Origin of the sequence: Pseudomonas sp. BJP69, assembly GCF_007633355.1 — a bacterium.
GTDB lineage: Bacteria > Pseudomonadota > Gammaproteobacteria > Pseudomonadales > Pseudomonadaceae > Aquipseudomonas > Aquipseudomonas juntendi.
The window spans coordinates 4971730-4987812 of sequence record NZ_CP041933.1 but is presented as its reverse complement, the minus strand read 5'-3'; the positions used below and the strand labels follow the sequence as shown (position 1 = coordinate 4987812).

The 16083-nt window shown below is 64.5% G+C and carries 13 protein-coding genes; 8 read left to right on the top strand and 5 right to left on the bottom strand.

Going from position 1 to position 16083, the window contains the following annotated elements:
- Positions 1-33 precede the first annotated feature (33 nt).
- The 5 genes from parE (at position 34) to FPB55_RS23335 (ending at position 6588) form a co-directional block, all read left to right on the top strand.
- Positions 34-1938 (top strand): DNA topoisomerase IV subunit B, encoded by a 1905-nt coding sequence (gene parE, locus FPB55_RS23355; protein ID WP_009681328.1) that lies wholly within the window; start codon positions 34-36, stop codon positions 1936-1938.
- Complete coding sequence (locus FPB55_RS23350) at positions 1935-2921, top strand: esterase-like activity of phytase family protein (RefSeq protein WP_115294892.1); 987 nt, start codon at positions 1935-1937, stop codon at positions 2919-2921. Before parE ends, FPB55_RS23350 begins: the two co-directional genes overlap by 4 nt.
- Positions 2918-3436, top strand: a complete 519-nt coding sequence (locus FPB55_RS23345; protein ID WP_009681325.1) for a TIGR02281 family clan AA aspartic protease — start codon at positions 2918-2920, stop codon at positions 3434-3436. The genes FPB55_RS23350 and FPB55_RS23345 overlap by 4 nt, the downstream gene beginning before the upstream one ends.
- A gap of 10 nt (positions 3437-3446) precedes the next feature.
- The gene (gene parC, locus FPB55_RS23340; RefSeq protein WP_047150055.1) at positions 3447-5705 is read left to right on the top strand and encodes a DNA topoisomerase IV subunit A; all 2259 of its coding nucleotides are present in this window, start codon (positions 3447-3449) and stop codon (positions 5703-5705) included.
- A 172-nt stretch (positions 5706-5877) separates the two neighbouring features.
- Entirely contained in the window at positions 5878-6588 is a 711-nt protein-coding gene (locus tag FPB55_RS23335; RefSeq protein ID WP_009681322.1) for a PqiC family protein, read from the top strand.
- A gap of 147 nt (positions 6589-6735) precedes the next feature.
- Here the strand turns inward: FPB55_RS23335 and FPB55_RS23330 are convergent, their stop codons facing one another.
- Positions 6736-8202: an AhpA/YtjB family protein gene (locus tag FPB55_RS23330; protein ID WP_009681321.1), complete on the bottom strand. Its 1467-nt coding sequence runs from the start codon at positions 8200-8202 to the stop codon at positions 6736-6738.
- A 134-nt stretch (positions 8203-8336) separates the two neighbouring features.
- Here FPB55_RS23330 and serB point away from each other — a divergent pair, with 134 nt between their 5' ends.
- Positions 8337-9551: a phosphoserine phosphatase SerB gene (gene serB / locus FPB55_RS23325; RefSeq protein WP_178097532.1), complete on the top strand. Its 1215-nt coding sequence runs from the start codon at positions 8337-8339 to the stop codon at positions 9549-9551.
- Between the two features lie 131 nt (positions 9552-9682).
- Here the strand turns inward: serB and asd are convergent, their stop codons facing one another.
- The 3 genes from asd to FPB55_RS23310 are packed head-to-tail and all read right to left on the bottom strand — an operon-like array spanning position 9683 to position 12945.
- Positions 9683-10546 (bottom strand): archaetidylserine decarboxylase, encoded by an 864-nt coding sequence (gene asd / locus FPB55_RS23320; protein ID WP_029887865.1) that lies wholly within the window; start codon positions 10544-10546, stop codon positions 9683-9685.
- 9 nt (positions 10547-10555) lie between these two features.
- Complete coding sequence (locus FPB55_RS23315; protein WP_009681317.1) at positions 10556-11365, bottom strand: rhodanese-like domain-containing protein; 810 nt, start codon at positions 11363-11365, stop codon at positions 10556-10558.
- Positions 11366-11409: 44 nt separating this feature from the next.
- Positions 11410-12945 (bottom strand): HDOD domain-containing protein, encoded by a 1536-nt coding sequence (locus FPB55_RS23310; protein ID WP_009681316.1) that lies wholly within the window; start codon positions 12943-12945, stop codon positions 11410-11412.
- 130 nt (positions 12946-13075) lie between these two features.
- Between FPB55_RS23310 and motA the strand changes: the two genes are divergently transcribed.
- Positions 13076-13927, top strand: a complete 852-nt coding sequence (gene motA, locus FPB55_RS23305; protein ID WP_009681315.1) for a flagellar motor stator protein MotA — start codon at positions 13076-13078, stop codon at positions 13925-13927.
- A gap of 3 nt (positions 13928-13930) precedes the next feature.
- Positions 13931-14953 (top strand): flagellar motor protein MotB, encoded by a 1023-nt coding sequence (gene motB, locus FPB55_RS23300; RefSeq protein ID WP_054904839.1) that lies wholly within the window; start codon positions 13931-13933, stop codon positions 14951-14953.
- A 76-nt stretch (positions 14954-15029) separates the two neighbouring features.
- Here motB and rsgA read toward each other — a convergent pair whose 3' ends face one another.
- Complete coding sequence (gene rsgA, locus FPB55_RS23295) at positions 15030-16061, bottom strand: small ribosomal subunit biogenesis GTPase RsgA (protein ID WP_009681313.1); 1032 nt, start codon at positions 16059-16061, stop codon at positions 15030-15032.
- Positions 16062-16083 lie beyond the last annotated feature (22 nt).

Below are 16083 nucleotides of genomic sequence, written 5' to 3'. Positions count from 1 at the left end.
TTTTTGCACTCACCAGACTGACGACGAGACCCTATGGCCAATCCCAGCGCTAGCGCCTATAACGCAGACGCCATCGAAGTCCTCTCGGGCCTTGACCCGGTCCGCAAGCGGCCGGGCATGTACACCGACACCAGCCGCCCCAACCACCTGGCCCAGGAAGTGATCGACAACAGTGTCGACGAAGCCCTGGCCGGTCACGCCCGCTCCGTGCAGGTCATTCTGCATGCCGACCACTCGCTGGAAGTCAGCGACGACGGCCGTGGCATGCCGGTGGACATTCACCCCGAAGAGGGCGTGTCCGGGGTCGAGCTGATCCTGACCAAGCTGCACGCCGGCGGCAAGTTCTCCAACAAGAACTACCAGTTCTCCGGTGGCTTGCACGGCGTTGGCATCTCGGTGGTCAACGCCCTGTCGACCCAGGTGCGCGTGCGTGTCAAACGCGACGGCAACGAGTACCAGATGACCTTCGCCGACGGCTTCAAGGCCAGCGAGCTGGAAGTTGTGGGTTCGGTCGGCAAGCGCAACACCGGCACCAGCGTGTATTTCAGCCCCGACCCCAAGTATTTCGATTCGCCGAAATTCTCCATCAGCCGTCTCAAGCACGTGCTCAAGGCCAAGGCCGTGCTGTGCCCAGGCCTGCTGGTCAGCTTCGAGGACAAGGCCAGCGGCGAAAAGGTCGAATGGCACTACGAGGATGGCCTGCGTTCCTACCTGGTCGATTCGGTCAACGAGTTCCAGCGCCTGCCCGATGAGCCGTTCTGCGGTAGCCTGGCCGGTAACAAGGAAGCGGTGGACTGGGCCTTGCTATGGCTGCCCGAAGGCGGCGACAGCATCCAGGAAAGCTACGTCAACCTGATCCCTACCGCCCAGGGCGGTACCCACGTCAATGGCCTGCGCCAGGGCCTGCTGGATGCCATGCGCGAGTTCTGCGAATTCCGCAACCTGCTGCCGCGCGGGGTCAAGCTGGCACCGGAAGACGTTTGGGAGCGCATTACTTTCGTCCTCTCGATGAAGATGCAGGACCCGCAGTTCTCCGGGCAGACCAAAGAGCGGCTGTCTTCACGCGAGGCGGCGGCATTCGTCTCTGGCGTGGTCAAGGATGCCTTCAGCCTGTGGCTCAACGCCCACCCTGAACTGGGCATGCAACTGGCGGAGCTGGCCATCAGCAATGCCGGCCGCCGCCTCAAGGCCAGCAAGAAGGTCGAGCGCAAGCGCATCACCCAGGGCCCGGCATTGCCCGGCAAGCTGGCCGACTGCGCCGGCCAGGACCCGATGCGTGCCGAGCTGTTCCTGGTCGAGGGTGACTCGGCCGGTGGCTCGGCCAAGCAGGCCCGGGACAAGGAATTCCAGGCCATCCTGCCGCTGCGCGGCAAGATCCTCAACACCTGGGAAGTGGACGGCGGCGAAGTCCTGGCCAGCCAGGAAGTGCACAACATTGCCGTGGCCATCGGCGTCGACCCCGGTGCCACCGACCTGGCGCAACTGCGCTATGGCAAAATCTGCATCCTCGCCGACGCCGACTCCGACGGCCTGCACATTGCCACGCTGTTGTGCGCGCTGTTCGTGCAGCACTTCCGTGCACTGGTCGAGGCCGGGCACGTGTATGTGGCCATGCCGCCGCTGTACCGCATCGACCTGGGCAAGGAAATCTACTATGCCCTCGACGAAGCCGAGCGTGATGGCATTCTCGACCGCCTGGTGGCCGAGAAGAAGCGCGGCAAACCCCAAGTCACCCGCTTCAAGGGTTTGGGCGAAATGAACCCGCCACAACTGCGTGAAACCACCATGGACCCGAATACCCGGCGCCTGGTGCAACTGACCCTGGATGACGTGCAGGCGACTTGCGAGCTGATGGACAAGCTGCTGGCCAAGAAGCGCGCCGGTGACCGCAAGAACTGGCTGGAAACCAAAGGTAACCTCGCCGAGGTCATGGTTTGATTCGTCTGCTTCTGGCGGCCTGGCTGGCGCTGGTTGCGCTGCCGGGCCTGGCGGGCGACTGGCCAGAGCTGAAGATGACTGCCGAGCACCCGATAGACGGTATGCGCGGTGGCAACCTGTCTGGCCTGGCGTTCTGCCGGGGGGCGTTGTGGGGTGTGTCCGACCGCGACGATGACCGCATCTACCGCTTCGACCAGCAGAGCGCTACCTGGCGCGCGCAGGCGCTTGTCTTCACTGCGCCGCCGGTGCCGGAAAGCGGCCTGCCGTGGGGCCTGAAGTCACGCAACTGGGCGGCGTCGTACATTCGCGGCGGGGCGCTGGACTTTGAAGGCATCACCTGCGACCAGGCAAACAACCTGTACCTGGTCAGCGAGGCACACGCTGCGGTGCTGCAACTGCCGCCCGAAGGTGAGCCCGACTGGCTCAAGATCGACCCGGCCATGGTCCGTCAGGCGCGGGCCAGTGGCATGCTGCTGAACTTCAATGCGCTGTTCGAAGGGCTGGCAATCAACCCGGCGGGTGACCGCCTGTGGCTGGCGGCCGAGCGCGAGCGGCGTGGCCTGGTGGCCATCGAACGGCAGCAGTCGGTATGGACCTGCGGGCGCGGTTGCGTGCTGCTGAGCGAGGCTGGGGTCGAGATGCAGCCGCCGCAAATGCCAGAGGCCCGGGCCCTGTCGCGCGACTTTTCCGACCTCGCCTGGTTCGAGGGCAAGCTGTTCACCCTTGAGCGCAACGCCTACCGGATATGCCGGCGGGACGCCAACAGCGGCGAGGTCGAGCGCTGCTGGTCGTTCGCCGCCGAGGCGCTGGAGCCCATGCGCCGCTACGATCAGCCGTTCGGCCTGGCCGAGGCGCTGGTGATCGACAGCAAAGGCGCCTGGGTCGGGTTGGACAACAACAACGCTGACCGTGCCGACGGCGAGCGGCGCCCGATCGTATGGCGCTTCGAGGCGCCTCAGGGCGGCTGGGGCGCCAAACCGTGAGCCAGGCACCGGGCAAGCGCGCAGGGCGGGTGCTGATGGTGCTTGCCTGGGCGGCTGCGCTGTTTCTGGCCACGCGCTTTTTCGGCCAGTGGGAAGACAGCCAACGTAACCCCAACCGCCAGGTGCAGTCGGAGCACGGCCAAGGTTTCATCGAGGTGCGCCTGCTGAGTAATGGCCAGGGGCATTTCGTGGTGGATGGCGCGATCAATGGCCAGGTGGTGCACTTCATGCTGGACACCGGGGCCACCGACGTCGCGATCCCCGAAGGGCTGGCCCGCGACCTGAACCTGGCGCGTGGCAGCCCGGTGCTGCTGAGTACCGCCAATGGCCGCACCGAGGGCTACCGCACGCGGCTGGCCAGCCTGCAACTGGGCGACATCCACCTGCAGAACGTACGCGCCATTGTCGTGCCGGGCCTGGATGGCCCCACCGTGCTACTGGGCATGAGTGCCCTGCAACAACTTGAATTTACCCAGCGCGGTGGCACCATGCTGCTGCGCCAGAACCTGAAATGACGAGGCCCGCATGAGCGACTCACTGGAACTCAGCCTGGACGGCGTAGAACGCCGCTCACTGGCTGACTTCACCGAACAGGCCTACCTCAACTACTCCATGTACGTGATCATGGACCGCGCCCTGCCGCATATCGGCGATGGCCTCAAGCCAGTGCAGCGGCGCATTGTCTACGCCATGAGCGAGTTGGGGCTCGATGCCGATGCCAAGCACAAGAAGTCGGCGCGTACCGTCGGTGACGTGCTCGGCAAGTTCCACCCCCATGGCGACTCGGCCTGCTATGAAGCCATGGTGCTGATGGCGCAGCCGTTCAGCTACCGCTACACACTGGTCGATGGCCAGGGCAACTGGGGTGCGCCGGACGATCCGAAGTCGTTCGCGGCCATGCGCTACACCGAAGCGCGGTTGTCCCGCTATGCCGAAGTGCTGCTCAGCGAAGTCGGCCAGGGCACCGTCGACTGGGTGCCCAACTTCGACGGCACCTTGCAGGAGCCCGCCGTGTTGCCGGCACGCCTGCCCAACATTCTGCTCAACGGCACCACCGGTATCGCCGTGGGCATGGCCACCGATGTGCCGCCGCACAACCTGCGTGAAGTGGCCAGCGCCTGCGTGCGCCTGCTCGACGAGCCCAAGGCCACCATCGAGCAGTTGTGCGAGCATATTCAAGGGCCGGACTACCCGACCGAGGCCGAAATCGTCACGCCGCGGGCCGAAATCCTCAAGATGTACGAAAGTGGCCGTGGCTCGATCCGCATGCGCGCCGTGTACCGCGTCGAGGACGGCGACATCGTTGTAACCGCGTTGCCCCACCAGGTCTCGGGGGCCAAGGTGCTGGAGCAGATTGCGGCGCAGATGCAGGCCAAGAAGCTGCCGATGGTGGCCGACCTGCGCGACGAGTCGGATCACGAGAACCCTTGCCGCATCGTCATCATCCCGCGGTCCAACCGTGTGGATGCCGACGAACTGATGCAGCACCTGTTCGCCACCACCGACCTGGAAAGCAGCTACCGGGTCAACATCAACATCATCGGCCTCGACGGCCGGCCGCAGCTGAAGAACCTGCGCACGATCCTGGTGGAATGGCTGGAGTTTCGTACCCATACCGTTCGTCGCCGGCTGCAGCACCGCCTGGACAAGGTCGAGAAGCGCTTGCACCTGCTGGACGGTTTGCTCACGGCGTTCCTCAACCTGGATGAAGTGATCCACATCATCCGCACCGAGGACCACCCCAAGCAGGCGCTGATCGCACGCTTCGGCCTGACCGAAATCCAGGCCGACTACATCCTCGAGACCCGCCTGCGGCAGTTGGCGCGTTTGGAAGAGATGAAAATCCGCGGCGAGCAGGACGAACTGCTGAAAGAGCAAGCCAAGTTGCAGGCGCTGCTGGGCAGCGAAGCCAAACTGCGCAAGCTGGTGCGCAGCGAGCTGATCAAGGATGCCGAAACCTATGGCGACGACCGCCGCTCGCCTATTGTCGAGCGCGCCGAAGCCAAGGCGCTGTCGGAAAACGAGCTGATGCCGACCGAGCCGGTCACCGTGGTGCTGTCGGAAAAAGGCTGGATACGCTGTGCCAAGGGCCACGACATCGACGCGACCGGCTTGTCGTACAAGGCAGGCGACGGCTTCAAGGCCGCTGCTGCTGGCCGCTCCAACCAGTTTGCCGTGCTGATCGACTCGACCGGGCGCAGCTACTCGCTGGCCGCCCACAGCCTGCCTTCGGCGCGTGGCCAGGGTGAGCCGCTGACGGGGCGCCTGACGCCTCCGCCTGGGGCCACCTTCGATTGCGTGCTGCTGCCAGAGGACGATGCGCTGTACGTGGTCGCTTCCGACGCCGGCTACGGCTTCGTGGTCAAGGGTGAAGACCTGCAGGCCAAGAACAAGGCCGGCAAGGGTTTGCTCAGCCTGCCCAACGGCGCCAAGGTCATGACGCCGCGGCCGGTGGCCAACCGTGAGCAGGACTGGCTGGCGGCGGTGACCACCGAAGGCCGCCTGCTGGTGTTCAAGGTCAGCGACTTGCCACAGCTGGGTAAAGGCAAGGGCAACAAGATCATTGGTGTACCCGGCGACCGGGTCGCCAGCCGCGAAGAGTTCGTCACCGACCTGGCCGTGATCGCCGACGGGGCGACCCTTGTATTGCAGGCCGGCAAGCGTACCCTGTCTCTGAAGCCCGACGACCTGGAACACTACAAGGGCGAGCGTGGCCGGCGTGGCAGCAAGCTACCGCGTGGGTTCCAGCGCGTCGATAGCTTGCAGGTGGAAGTGCCGGCGTAACCGGTGGAAATGTCTGGAACGGCAATTACAGCGCCGTTCCGGGCAGAAACACTGGAGTCGGACGGTTATTTCGCGGATGATATGGCCCTTGCGGCGCCGGCGTGGTCGTGTGCCCGTTTGAATTTATATGTATCACTGCGGTGTGCCTGTAGGCAGCCGCCTGGATGGGATGATGAAATTTCTGCGCCTTCCACTTGCGCTGTTGATGACTGGCCTGCTGGGGCTGGGCGGGTGCACCATGCACCAGCCTGTCGCCTTGTACCAGCTCGACAGTGGTGATCCTGGCCAGCCGTCGCAGAGTGCGGGCATGGCCGTTGTACTCGGGCCGGTATCGGTGGCCGATTACCTGCAGCGCGAGACGTTCCTGCAGCGCCAGGCCGATGGCAGCCTGAGCGCGGCGACCGACGGTCGTTGGGCGGGTAGCCTGTCGTCGGACATCGACCAGTTGCTGGTGCGCCAGCTGGCCTGGCGCCTGGACAGCCAGCGTGTGGTACTGGCCCCGGCAACGGCCGGTTTCACGCCGGATGTACAGGTGCTGCTGTCGATTACCCGCCTGGACTCGGGCAAGGACCAACCGGCCATCCTCGACGCCCAGTGGCGCCTGCTGGACCGCCGTGGCCGTGTACGTGACAACCGTATCGTGCACCTCGAACAGCCACATGAGGGCAGCGAGTCGTCGCAGGTACAGGCCCAGGGCCAATTGCTGCAGAAGCTGGCCGAGCAGCTGAGCACGGCGGTGAAGCCGCTGGCCAACCAGCCGGCAATCGCTGAAGAAACGCCGAAAAAGCCGGCTGCACCGGTGCAGGTGAAGAAGGCGCCGGAAAAGTCCAGAATCCCGATGGCCTCGCCGATCCGCACCGATATGGAAGTCTATCGGTTCTGACCTAACCGCCAGGTGCAAAAAAGCCCGCGATGCTGCGGGCTTTTTCATGTCTGCGTCAAACCATTGCGAGGCTGGGCCCGGGCCCTGTAGGCGCGGCCTGGCGTTGCGAAGGGGCTGCGCGGCAGCCCCGGTGCCCAGCGCAGCCTGTCAGGCCCGACGCTCGTGCATGCGCGCCAGTTGCCGTTCCAGCATCGAAGGGTACGGTTCCAGCAGGCGCTCCACGCAGCAGGCGCCCTCAGGGCTGGCAATCGGGCGAATGCGTGCGCGCTGGCGAATCAGTGCGTCATCGCTGATCTGCCGCTCCACCAGCAACAGGTTGCGGCTGTGCTGCGACAGCGCCAGGGCATCCTGGGCTTTTTCGGCGATCAACACGTCTACCAGCTCCAGCCCGTGCAGATCGTTGCCCAATACCAGGCCCAGCTGCAATTGCAAGGTGATGCCGCTGTCGGCCACTTCGATCTGCAGGGCATGGCCCAGGGCGCGCAACAGCTCGCCGCAGCAGATTGCATTGGTCAGGTAGTCCTCACCACATACGCGGCTGTGGAACAGCACCAGGGTGCTGCCATCGTTGAGTGTGTGCGTTTCGCCGTCGTACAGCGATGCCGCATGCTCCAGGCAGTCACGGTAACGCTCGGTCAGTTCGGTCAGGCGGGTACGCGGCAGACGGCGCAGTTGCTCCTGGGAGCCCAGCTGCACCGCGAGGATGGCGCTGAAGTGCGGTTCGTCGGACTCGTCTACCACTGCGGTTCTTGGTGCAGTGTCGTCGTCGAGCAGGCCGGCGAACGCTTCGTCATCTTCCTCGTCTGGCACTGCGGCGACCTTGGCGCGCGGCGCGGCCTTGGGTGCCGGGCTGGCGTGATGCGGGTCGTCGAACGGTTCATCGTCGTCTTCCTCAGGCTCTGGCTCCGGCTCTGGTGGCGGCGGTGGCGCCAGGCGCGCATGCAGCTGGCGGGCGATGTCGCCGATTTCATCCTGGCGGTCGGTGGCTGGGGTGTAGTACTGCGGGTCGCGCAGCCATACCCGCAACTGCAGCAATGGCAGGGTGATGTAGCGGCCCTGGCGCAAGCTGAGGGCCAAGGCCAGCGCCAGCAGGATGGCCGCCAGAATGCCCATGCTTTGCAGGCTGATCAGCATGGGTTGCTGGAATTGGCTCATGTCCAGGCTGATGCGCAGCTGCCCGGCAGCCACGTCCTGGAAGCTGATCTTGGTCTGGTACACGCCTTCGGCCTCGCCCAGCAGGCTATTGCGCGGGCGTTGCCCGGCTTCGGCGAGGATGCGGTTGTCCACGCTGTAGATGGCCGCGTGGGCCACCAGCGGGTTTTTCACCAGGTTGCCCAGCAGCACGTTGAGGCTGAGGATATCGTTGGCTACCAGCAGTTCGGTCGCCGAAGTGGCCGTTTGCGTGGTCAGGCTCTGGCCGAGGGCGTCGGCCTGCTCGTGCATGGCCTGCTTGAACTGCAGGCCCATCACACAGGCGTAGATCACCAGTGCCAGCGCCACCAGGAAGATGTTGGTGCAGGCGATGCGCAGTGCCAGCGGCACGCGACGTTGACTCAGGGCACGATAGATCATCAGGAAGAAGTTGTCTGGTTTGACGGGCGTGGGCCGGTTCACAGAGCTCGGCTCTTAATGGCAAGAAAGTGGGGGGAGTATAGCGAGCCGGGTTTTGTCGGCAAAGTATCGTTGGCGCCCGATGGTCATGGAAAGTCGGTAGAATGCGCATTTTTCATCGAAGTCGGAGCCAGGTTGTGCGCGAAATCGTCCTGATCAACATCACCGGTGAGGACCGTCCCGGTCTCACTGCGGCAATCACCGGCGTCCTGCTGCAGGGCGGTGTGAGTATCCTCGACATCGGCCTGGCGGTCATGCACGGCACCCTGTCGTTCGGCATCCTGGTCGATATCCCTGACAACGAAGTGGCAACTGCCCTGCTGCAGGGTGTGCAAGCCAAGGCCCACGAGCTGAACCTGCAGGCCCGTTATACGCCGATTTCCGAGGCGGACTACCAGCACTGGGCCGACGGCCATGGTGAGGCGCGCCATGTGGTGACCCTGCTCAGCCGCAAGATCACCCCCGAGCAACTGCAGCGGGTCAGTGCGGTGATCAGCCAGTACGGCCTGACGATCGAACGCATCGAGCGGCTGTCGGCCCGGGTGGCGCTGGACGCCGACACCGACAAGGGCAAGGCGGCGGTCGAGATATCCGTGCGTGGGGTGCTGAGCGATGCCCAGGCCCTGCGTGCCGATTTCTTCGCCCTGGCGCAGGCGCTGAGCGTCGACATTGCCTTCCAGAAAGATGACCTGTTCCGCCGCAACCGCCGCCTGGCGGTATTCGACATGGATTCGACGCTGATCGAGGCCGAAGTCATCGACGAGCTGGCCAAGGCGGCTGGCGTAGGTGAGCAGGTGGCGGCGATCACCGAACGCGCCATGCGTGGCGAGCTGGACTTCCGCGCCAGTTTCAAGGAGCGCATGGCGCTGCTCAAGGGCCTGGATGTGGGCGTGCTGGACGAGATCGGCGCCTCGCTGCGCCTGACCGAAGGCGCGGAAAACCTGTTCGCCGAGCTCAAGCGCCTGGGTTACAAGACTGCCATCCTGTCCGGTGGGTTTACCTACTTTGCCCGCCAGGTGCAGGCGCGCCTGGGTATCGACTATGTGTTCGCCAACGAGCTGGAAGTGGTGGATGGCAAGGTGACTGGTGTGGCGGTCGAGCCGATCGTCGATGCCCAGCGCAAGGCCGAACTGCTGCAGAAACTGGCCAGCGATGAGGGCTTGCAACTGGAACAGACCATTGCCGTGGGCGATGGCGCCAACGACCTGCCAATGCTGGCACTCGCCGGCCTGGGCGTGGCATTCCGCGCCAAGCCGCTGGTGCGCCAGTCGGCCAAGCAGGCGATTTCTACTCTGGGCCTGGATGGCGTGTTGTACCTGTTGGGCTTGCGCGACCGCGACGCGCGCGGCTGATCCGGAAATTTGGGGCTGCTTTGCAGCCCTTCGCGGGCATGCCCGCTCCCACAGGTTTGAACGCGACCTCACTCTGAGGGAGCGGGCATGCCCGCGAAGGGCCGCAAAGCGGCCCAGGTTTTATCAGGCCATCAAGCCTGCACAGGCGCCGCCAGCTGCTGCCCCATGCGCACGGCAGAGCCGGCACCGAGGCTTTCGGCCCACTTCACCTGCTGCGGCCCGAACAACACGATGGCCGTCGAACCCAGCTTGAAGCGCCCCAACTCGGCACCTTTCTCCAGGTGGATCGGCGCACGGCTGGCGTCGTCGTATCGGAAGGTCTTCAGCTCACGCTTGGGCGGCGTTACCAGGCCGGCCCACACGGTCTCGATCGAAGCAACGATCATCGCACCCACCAGCACCACGGCCATCGGCCCGCGTTCGGTGTCGAACAGGCAGACCACCCGCTCGTTGCGGGCGAACAGCTCGGGCACGTTTTCAGCAGTGGTCTGGTTGACCGAGAACAGGCGGCCCGGCACGTAGACCATCTCGCGCAGGGTGCCGGCCAGCGGCATGTGCACGCGGTGGTAGTCCTTGGGCGACAAATAGATGGTGGCAAACTCACCGCCCATGAACGGGGCGGCCAGCGCCGGGTCACCGCCCAGCAGCTCCTGCGCGCTGAAACCGTGGCCTTTGGCCTGGAAGATGCGGCCATGCTCGATCGGGCCAAGCTGGCTCACGGCGCCGTCGGCGGGGCACAGGATGGCGCCCGGGGTTTCATCCAGCGGGCGGGCGCCCGGCTTCAGGGCGCGGGTGAAGAATGCGTTGAAGTGCTCGTAGGCGCTCAGGTCTTCGACCAGCGCCTGGCTCATGTCGACCTGGTAGCGCTTGGCGAACCAGGCGGTGAAGGCGTTCTTGAACCAGCGCACGCGGCACTCGGCGACGCAGCCGGCCAGCCGCGACAGCAGGTGGTGCGGCAGCAGGTACTGGCTGATGATGAACAGACGGGATTTCATGCAGGTTCCTTAAACTTCTACAGGCGTGTCCGGGTGGTTGCCCCATTCGCTCCACGAGCCGGCATAAGCCTTGACGCGTGGGTAGCCGAGGGCCTTGGCCACCAAATAGGTGAAACCGGAACGGCGGTGGGACTGGCAATGGGTAACCACCTCCTTGTCGGGGGTGATGCCCAGGCTTTGCAAAACTTCGGCGATATCCTTGCGGATGCGCAGGTGGTCGTTGAGGTCCATGCCGGCGGTCCACTCGAAGTTGACCGCACCAGGGATGTGGCCGCCCTTGGCCGACAACACTTTTTCGCCGTTGAATTCCTGTGGGGCGCGGGCGTCCCAGATCACCAGGTCATCGGCGCCCAGGCGGCTTTGCAGGTACTCGCGGGTGGCTGTAGGTGCAGTGTCGAGGTGCAGGTGCACCGGGGCGGTACTGGGTGCAGGCACTTCGGTGGACAGCTTGTCGGCTGGCCAGGCCTGGATACCGCCATTGAGGTAGTGGTAGCGCGTATGGCCGATCACGTCGAGCAGCCAGATGAAGCGCCCCGCCCAACCACCGCCTTCATCGTCATACACCACGTAGACGGCATCATCGCGGTGGCCGAGTTCGCTGAACAGTTTTTCCAGTTCGCCCAGGGGCGGCAGCAGACCAGGGGCGGGTGGCTGGCCGAGCTGGGTACGCTTGCCCTCGACAAAGCGGGCGCCGGGGATATGCCCGCTGACATAGCGGTTGGCGCTGCTCAGGTCGACCAGGATCAACTGCGGTGAATCCAGGCGCGGCAGCAGGTCTGCAGCTTCGATCACCAAGGGCAGGCCGGAAAAGTCGGTCATCCACGGTCTCCAGAGTGGAAAGAGGAGCGATTGTAGCGCAAGGCTCAGGCTTTGCGGTTGGCGAACAGCGACAGTGCCCGCTCGATGCATTGCACGGTTTTGCCGAAGGCTTGCACGCTGATGTCGGCCATGGGCCTGCAAGCCTGGTCGGCCACCAGCAGCATGAGCACCTGATCGTTCACTGCCAGCGAGCGCAGCAGCACATGCTCACTGCGGAACAGGGCGCGCAGCGGGGCGGGCAGCAGCGCGGCGAACTGGCTGTTGTTCTGCGGGGTGATGCGCAGCTGTCCGGCCTGGCTCATCAGCTTTTGCAGCAGTTTGTTCTGCGCCACCTGCAGGGCGAGGCCCGCGGCCTCCTTGGGCAAGCCGGCGGTCTGCTGCACGCGCAGGGTGTCGGTGCTCTTGTCCAGGCTCAGCAGCATGATGCGTTGCATGCCGCAGGCCAGCAGGGCCTCTTGTGCCTGGGTGGCCAGGTGCACGGTATTGGTGAACGGGCTGGGTTGCGCCAGCAGGTGCTGGCACAGTGTGCGCCAGCGCGCCAGCTCTTCACTGCTGGGCGGTGGCGCCGCCAGCATGTCTGGGTGCGGGCGGCGCTGGTGCCACGGCCATATCAGCGCCTCGGCTGGATGGAACAGTGCATGCCGGGCATGGCGACGGGCGCTGGCGGCTGCCTGCTGGTGAACTTGCTGCTGCACGTCTTCCAGCGAAGTCTGCAGGTACAGGGCGGTCAGCAGCTGCCAGCGTAACAGGTGCGGGTTGTCCCAGCCGACCTGCGCCGCCAGGGCCAGGTTGTTGGCCAGCAATACGGTATTGGCCGGCTGGTTGAACCAGCGCCGCAGGCCGGGCTCTGCGTCCAGGCGGTGTTGCTGGCTGAGCAGGTCTTCGTCGCGGGCGATGCTCAGCACCTGGGCCAGTTGCTCGCGCTCTTCCAGCAGCAGGCGGTAACCCTGGGTCACCCACTGCGGCAGGCGCCAGTATTCGGCCGTGGTCTGGCACAGCGCCATTATGCGCACGCCAAACAGTTCTTCCTCGACATGGGCGGCCTCTTCACCCTTGTGGATCACCCGCAGCTCCCAGGTGTCGAGCAGCTTCGGGTAGGCCAGTGCCAGCGGCCAGAGGGGCGACAGGAACAGCAGGCTACCCCAGTGGATTTCCTGCCACAGCCGGGCCAGGCGGCTGGCGAACAGGCCGCTGGCCTGCTGCGCTGCGTGCTGGCTGATCATCTGGAACTGGCACAGAACCGGCGGGATTTCTTCAACAGGCACTGCCGGCAGGCGCTTGAGCAACAGCTCGCTGCGCTCCAGGCCGAGCCGGTTGAGGGCCACTTCAAGGCTTTCGGCCGGTTCGGCCATGCTGGCGTTGGTGGCGTGGTTGGCTTCACGCATCACCGACAACACCAGCGCCGGGCTATCTTGCATCAGTTCGGCGATGTCGCGCAGCGAGCGGCGGCTATCGTGGATGGCCGCCATGACCCGGTCGTAGCTGTGCTTCGGCACCGGGATGCGAACACTCTCGAGCAGCTTGACCCAGGCCTCTAGCGTTCGCGGAGCCTGAGCGGGCACCTTGGTTTCAATTGGCATTTTGACATCAGTCCGAACTGGCTTTTCGCATTGTGTGGCTATAGTCTGGCGCAGTTCTGCCGATAAGTAGAAGAAGAGTTTTACAGCTCTCGTCTCTTCCCCTGACCACGACAGCAAGTGCTTTGAACCTATGGCTAAAATTATCGGCATCATCGTCGTATTCGCGAGCGTGCTCGGCGGCTACGTGCTTTCCCACGGCAAGATCGCGGCGCTGATCCAGCCGTTCGAAGTACTGATTATCGGCGGTGCGGCCTTTGGTGCATTCCTGCAGGCCAACCCTGGCTACATGACCATGCACGTCATCAAGAAGTCGATGAAGATGTTCGGCTCGCGCTTCAGCCATGCGTTCTACCTTGAAGTGCTGGGGCTGGTGTACGAAATCCTCAACAAGAGCCGTCGCGAAGGCATGATGGCCATCGAGGCCGACATCGAAGACGCCGCCGCCAGCCCGATTTTCGCCAAGTACCCCACGGTACTGGCCGATGAGCGCATGACCGCGTTCGTCTGCGACTACCTGCGCATCATGTCTACCGGCAACATGGCCCCGCACGAGCTCGAGGGCCTGTTCGACATGGAGCTGCTGAGCATGAAGGAAGAGCTTGAGCACCCGTCCCATGCGGTGACCGGCATCGCCGATGGCATGCCCGGCTTCGGTATCGTAGCGGCGGTGCTGGGTATCGTGGTGACCATGGCCTCGCTGGGCGATGGGGACCAGGCGGCCATCGGCATGCACGTGGGTGCGGCGCTGGTCGGTACGTTCTTCGGTATTCTCGCGGCCTACGGCTTCTTCGGCCCGCTGGCCAAGTGCCTGGAGCACGACGCCAAGGAAGAGCTGAACCTGTACGAGTCGATCAAGGCATCGCTGGTGGCCTCGGCTTCGGGCATGCCGCCGTCGCTGGCGGTCGAGTTCGGGCGCAAGGTGCTGTACCCCAAGCACCGCCCAAGCTTCGCCGAGCTGGAACAAGCGGTTCGCGGTCGCTGATTCATGGAGAACAATCAGCCCATCATCGTCAAGCGCGTCAAGCGCTTTGGCGGCGGCCACCACGGTGGCGCCTGGAAAATCGCCTTTGCCGACTTCGCCACGGCGATGATGGCGTTCTTCCTGGTGCTGTGGCTGTTGTCCACGGCCACGCCTGAACAGAAGATCGCCATTGCCGGTTACTTCCAGGACCCGATCGGGTTCTCCGAAAGTGGTACGCCCTACGTCATCGACCTGGGTGGTTCCCCCGAAATGGCGCCGGACAAAACCATCAACCCGGAAGTGAAAACCGAGCCCACGCAGCCGTCGCCTACCCAGCTGGACAAGGACCAGGTGGAGACCATGGCCGAGCAGGTCGAGCGCGAGCGCCTTGAATTGCTGTTGCAGGAGCTGCAGAACAAGGTCGAGGAGAACCCGCAACTGCAGAAGTTCAAGGACCAGATCCTGTTCGAGATCACCCAGGATGGCCTGCGTATCCAGATCATGGACGCCGAGAACCGTCCGATGTTCGATATCGGCAGTGCGCGCCTGCAGCCATATTTCGAAGACATTCTGTTGGCCATGGCCGATACCATCAAGGCAGTGCCCAACAAGATCAGCATCAGCGGCCACACCGACGCCAAACCGTATGCCGGCACTGGCGAGTTCGGCAACTGGGAGCTGTCGGCCAACCGCGCCAATGCCGCACGCCGGGCATTGGTGGCAGGTGGGTACCCGGACGGCCAGGTGGCTCGGGTGGTGGGGTATGCATCGTCATCGCTGTTCGACCGCAAGAACCCGTTCAACCCGGTAAACCGCCGCATCGACATCATCGTGCTGACCAAGAAGGCCCAGCGCAACATCGAGGGTGAGCAGGGCGAACAGGGTGCACCGCAAGCGCCGGCAGCCCCGCCTGCGGTTCCGCCGGCCAGTGGCGCGGCGCCCGGTGCCGGGGCCGATCAGGCGCCGATGCAACCACGTGAACTGCGCCAGAAGCTGAACATCTTCGAGGATGGCACGCTGAAGATGGACGAGAGCAAGGAGCAGTAGGCCCCGCGGAACCTTGCACGGCGTTTTGCAGGGCCGTGCAGGTGGGCCTCAGCGCGGAGGAAGGCTTACAGCCCGGTCAGTAGCTGTCTTCCGTCAGGCTGGCGATGATCGAGCGGTAGCTGTTCATGCGTTGCTGCGAGATCCGGCCATCGTCCAGCGCCTTGAGCAACGCGCAGCCTGGCTCGCGGTCATGTTTGCAATCGCGGAAGCGGCAGGTGCCGAACAGGTCGCGGAACTCGATGAAGCCATCCTCCACATCGCTGCGGCTGACGTGGCCAAGGCCGAATTCGCGGATGCCCGGCGAGTCGATAAGGTCGCCGCCATTGGGGAAATGGTACAGCCGCGCGGTGGTGGTGGTGTGGGTGCCCTGGCCCGACCATTCCGACAGGTCGCCGACGCGGGTGCCGGCCTCTGGCAGCAGGCTGTTGACCAGCGAAGACTTGCCCACACCCGACTGGCCGACGAACACGCTGATGTGCCCGTCAAGTTGCTGCTGCAGGCGTTGCATGCCATCACCGTGGTGGGCAGATACCTCCAGCAGCGGGTAGCCCAGCTCGCGGTAAACCTCCAGCAGCGCCTGCAGGCCGGGGCCGTTCTCGGCGTTGATCAGGTCGGCCTTGTTCAGCAGCAGCAGCGGGCGCAGGCCTGCATGCTCGGCAGCGACCAAGTAACGGTCGATCAGGTTCGGGTGCGGTTCCGGGGCCGGGGCAAACACGATCACGATGAGGTCGACGTTGGCTGCGACCGGTTTCAACTGGCCATGGTTGTTTGGCCGGCACAGTTCGGTGCTGCGTGGCATCTGCGCCACGATCACGCCTATGCCCTGGTTGCCTGCACGCCATACCACGCGGTCGCCAGTGACCAGTGCTGGCAGGTTGGCGCGCAAGTGGCAGCGGAACACCTGGCCTGCAACGTCGCCATCCTGGGCCTCCACCTCGACCTGCACGCCAAAGTGGGCAATCACCAGGCCAAGTTGTTCCGGCCCCAGGTCGCCACCTTCCAGTTCCTGCAGCACATGCTGCTCGCGTTTGGCCGCGCGAGCAGCACGCTCGCCCTGGATTTTTTCGATGCGCCAGTTCTGGCGGCGATTGAGCTGGCGTTTGGCCATGAACATTCCGTGAGAAGGGCCC

Excerpts from the sequence above, each read along its gene's own strand:
- parE (WP_009681328.1), top strand. The coding sequence starts at position 34 with ATGGCCAATCCCAGCGCTAGCGCCTATAACGCAGACGCCATCGAAGTC.
- parC (WP_047150055.1), top strand. The coding sequence starts at position 3,447 with ATGAGCGACTCACTGGAACTCAGCCTGGACGGCGTAGAACGCCGCTCA.
- FPB55_RS23335 (WP_009681322.1), top strand. The coding sequence starts at position 5,878 with ATGAAATTTCTGCGCCTTCCACTTGCGCTGTTGATGACTGGCCTGCTG.
- asd (WP_029887865.1), bottom strand. The coding sequence starts at position 10,546 with ATGAAATCCCGTCTGTTCATCATCAGCCAGTACCTGCTGCCGCACCAC.
- FPB55_RS23315 (WP_009681317.1), bottom strand. The coding sequence starts at position 11,365 with ATGACCGACTTTTCCGGCCTGCCCTTGGTGATCGAAGCTGCAGACCTG.
- FPB55_RS23310 (WP_009681316.1), bottom strand. The coding sequence starts at position 12,945 with ATGCCAATTGAAACCAAGGTGCCCGCTCAGGCTCCGCGAACGCTAGAG.
- motA (WP_009681315.1), top strand. The coding sequence starts at position 13,076 with ATGGCTAAAATTATCGGCATCATCGTCGTATTCGCGAGCGTGCTCGGC.
- motB (WP_054904839.1), top strand. The coding sequence starts at position 13,931 with ATGGAGAACAATCAGCCCATCATCGTCAAGCGCGTCAAGCGCTTTGGC.
- rsgA (WP_009681313.1), bottom strand. The coding sequence starts at position 16,061 with ATGGCCAAACGCCAGCTCAATCGCCGCCAGAACTGGCGCATCGAAAAA.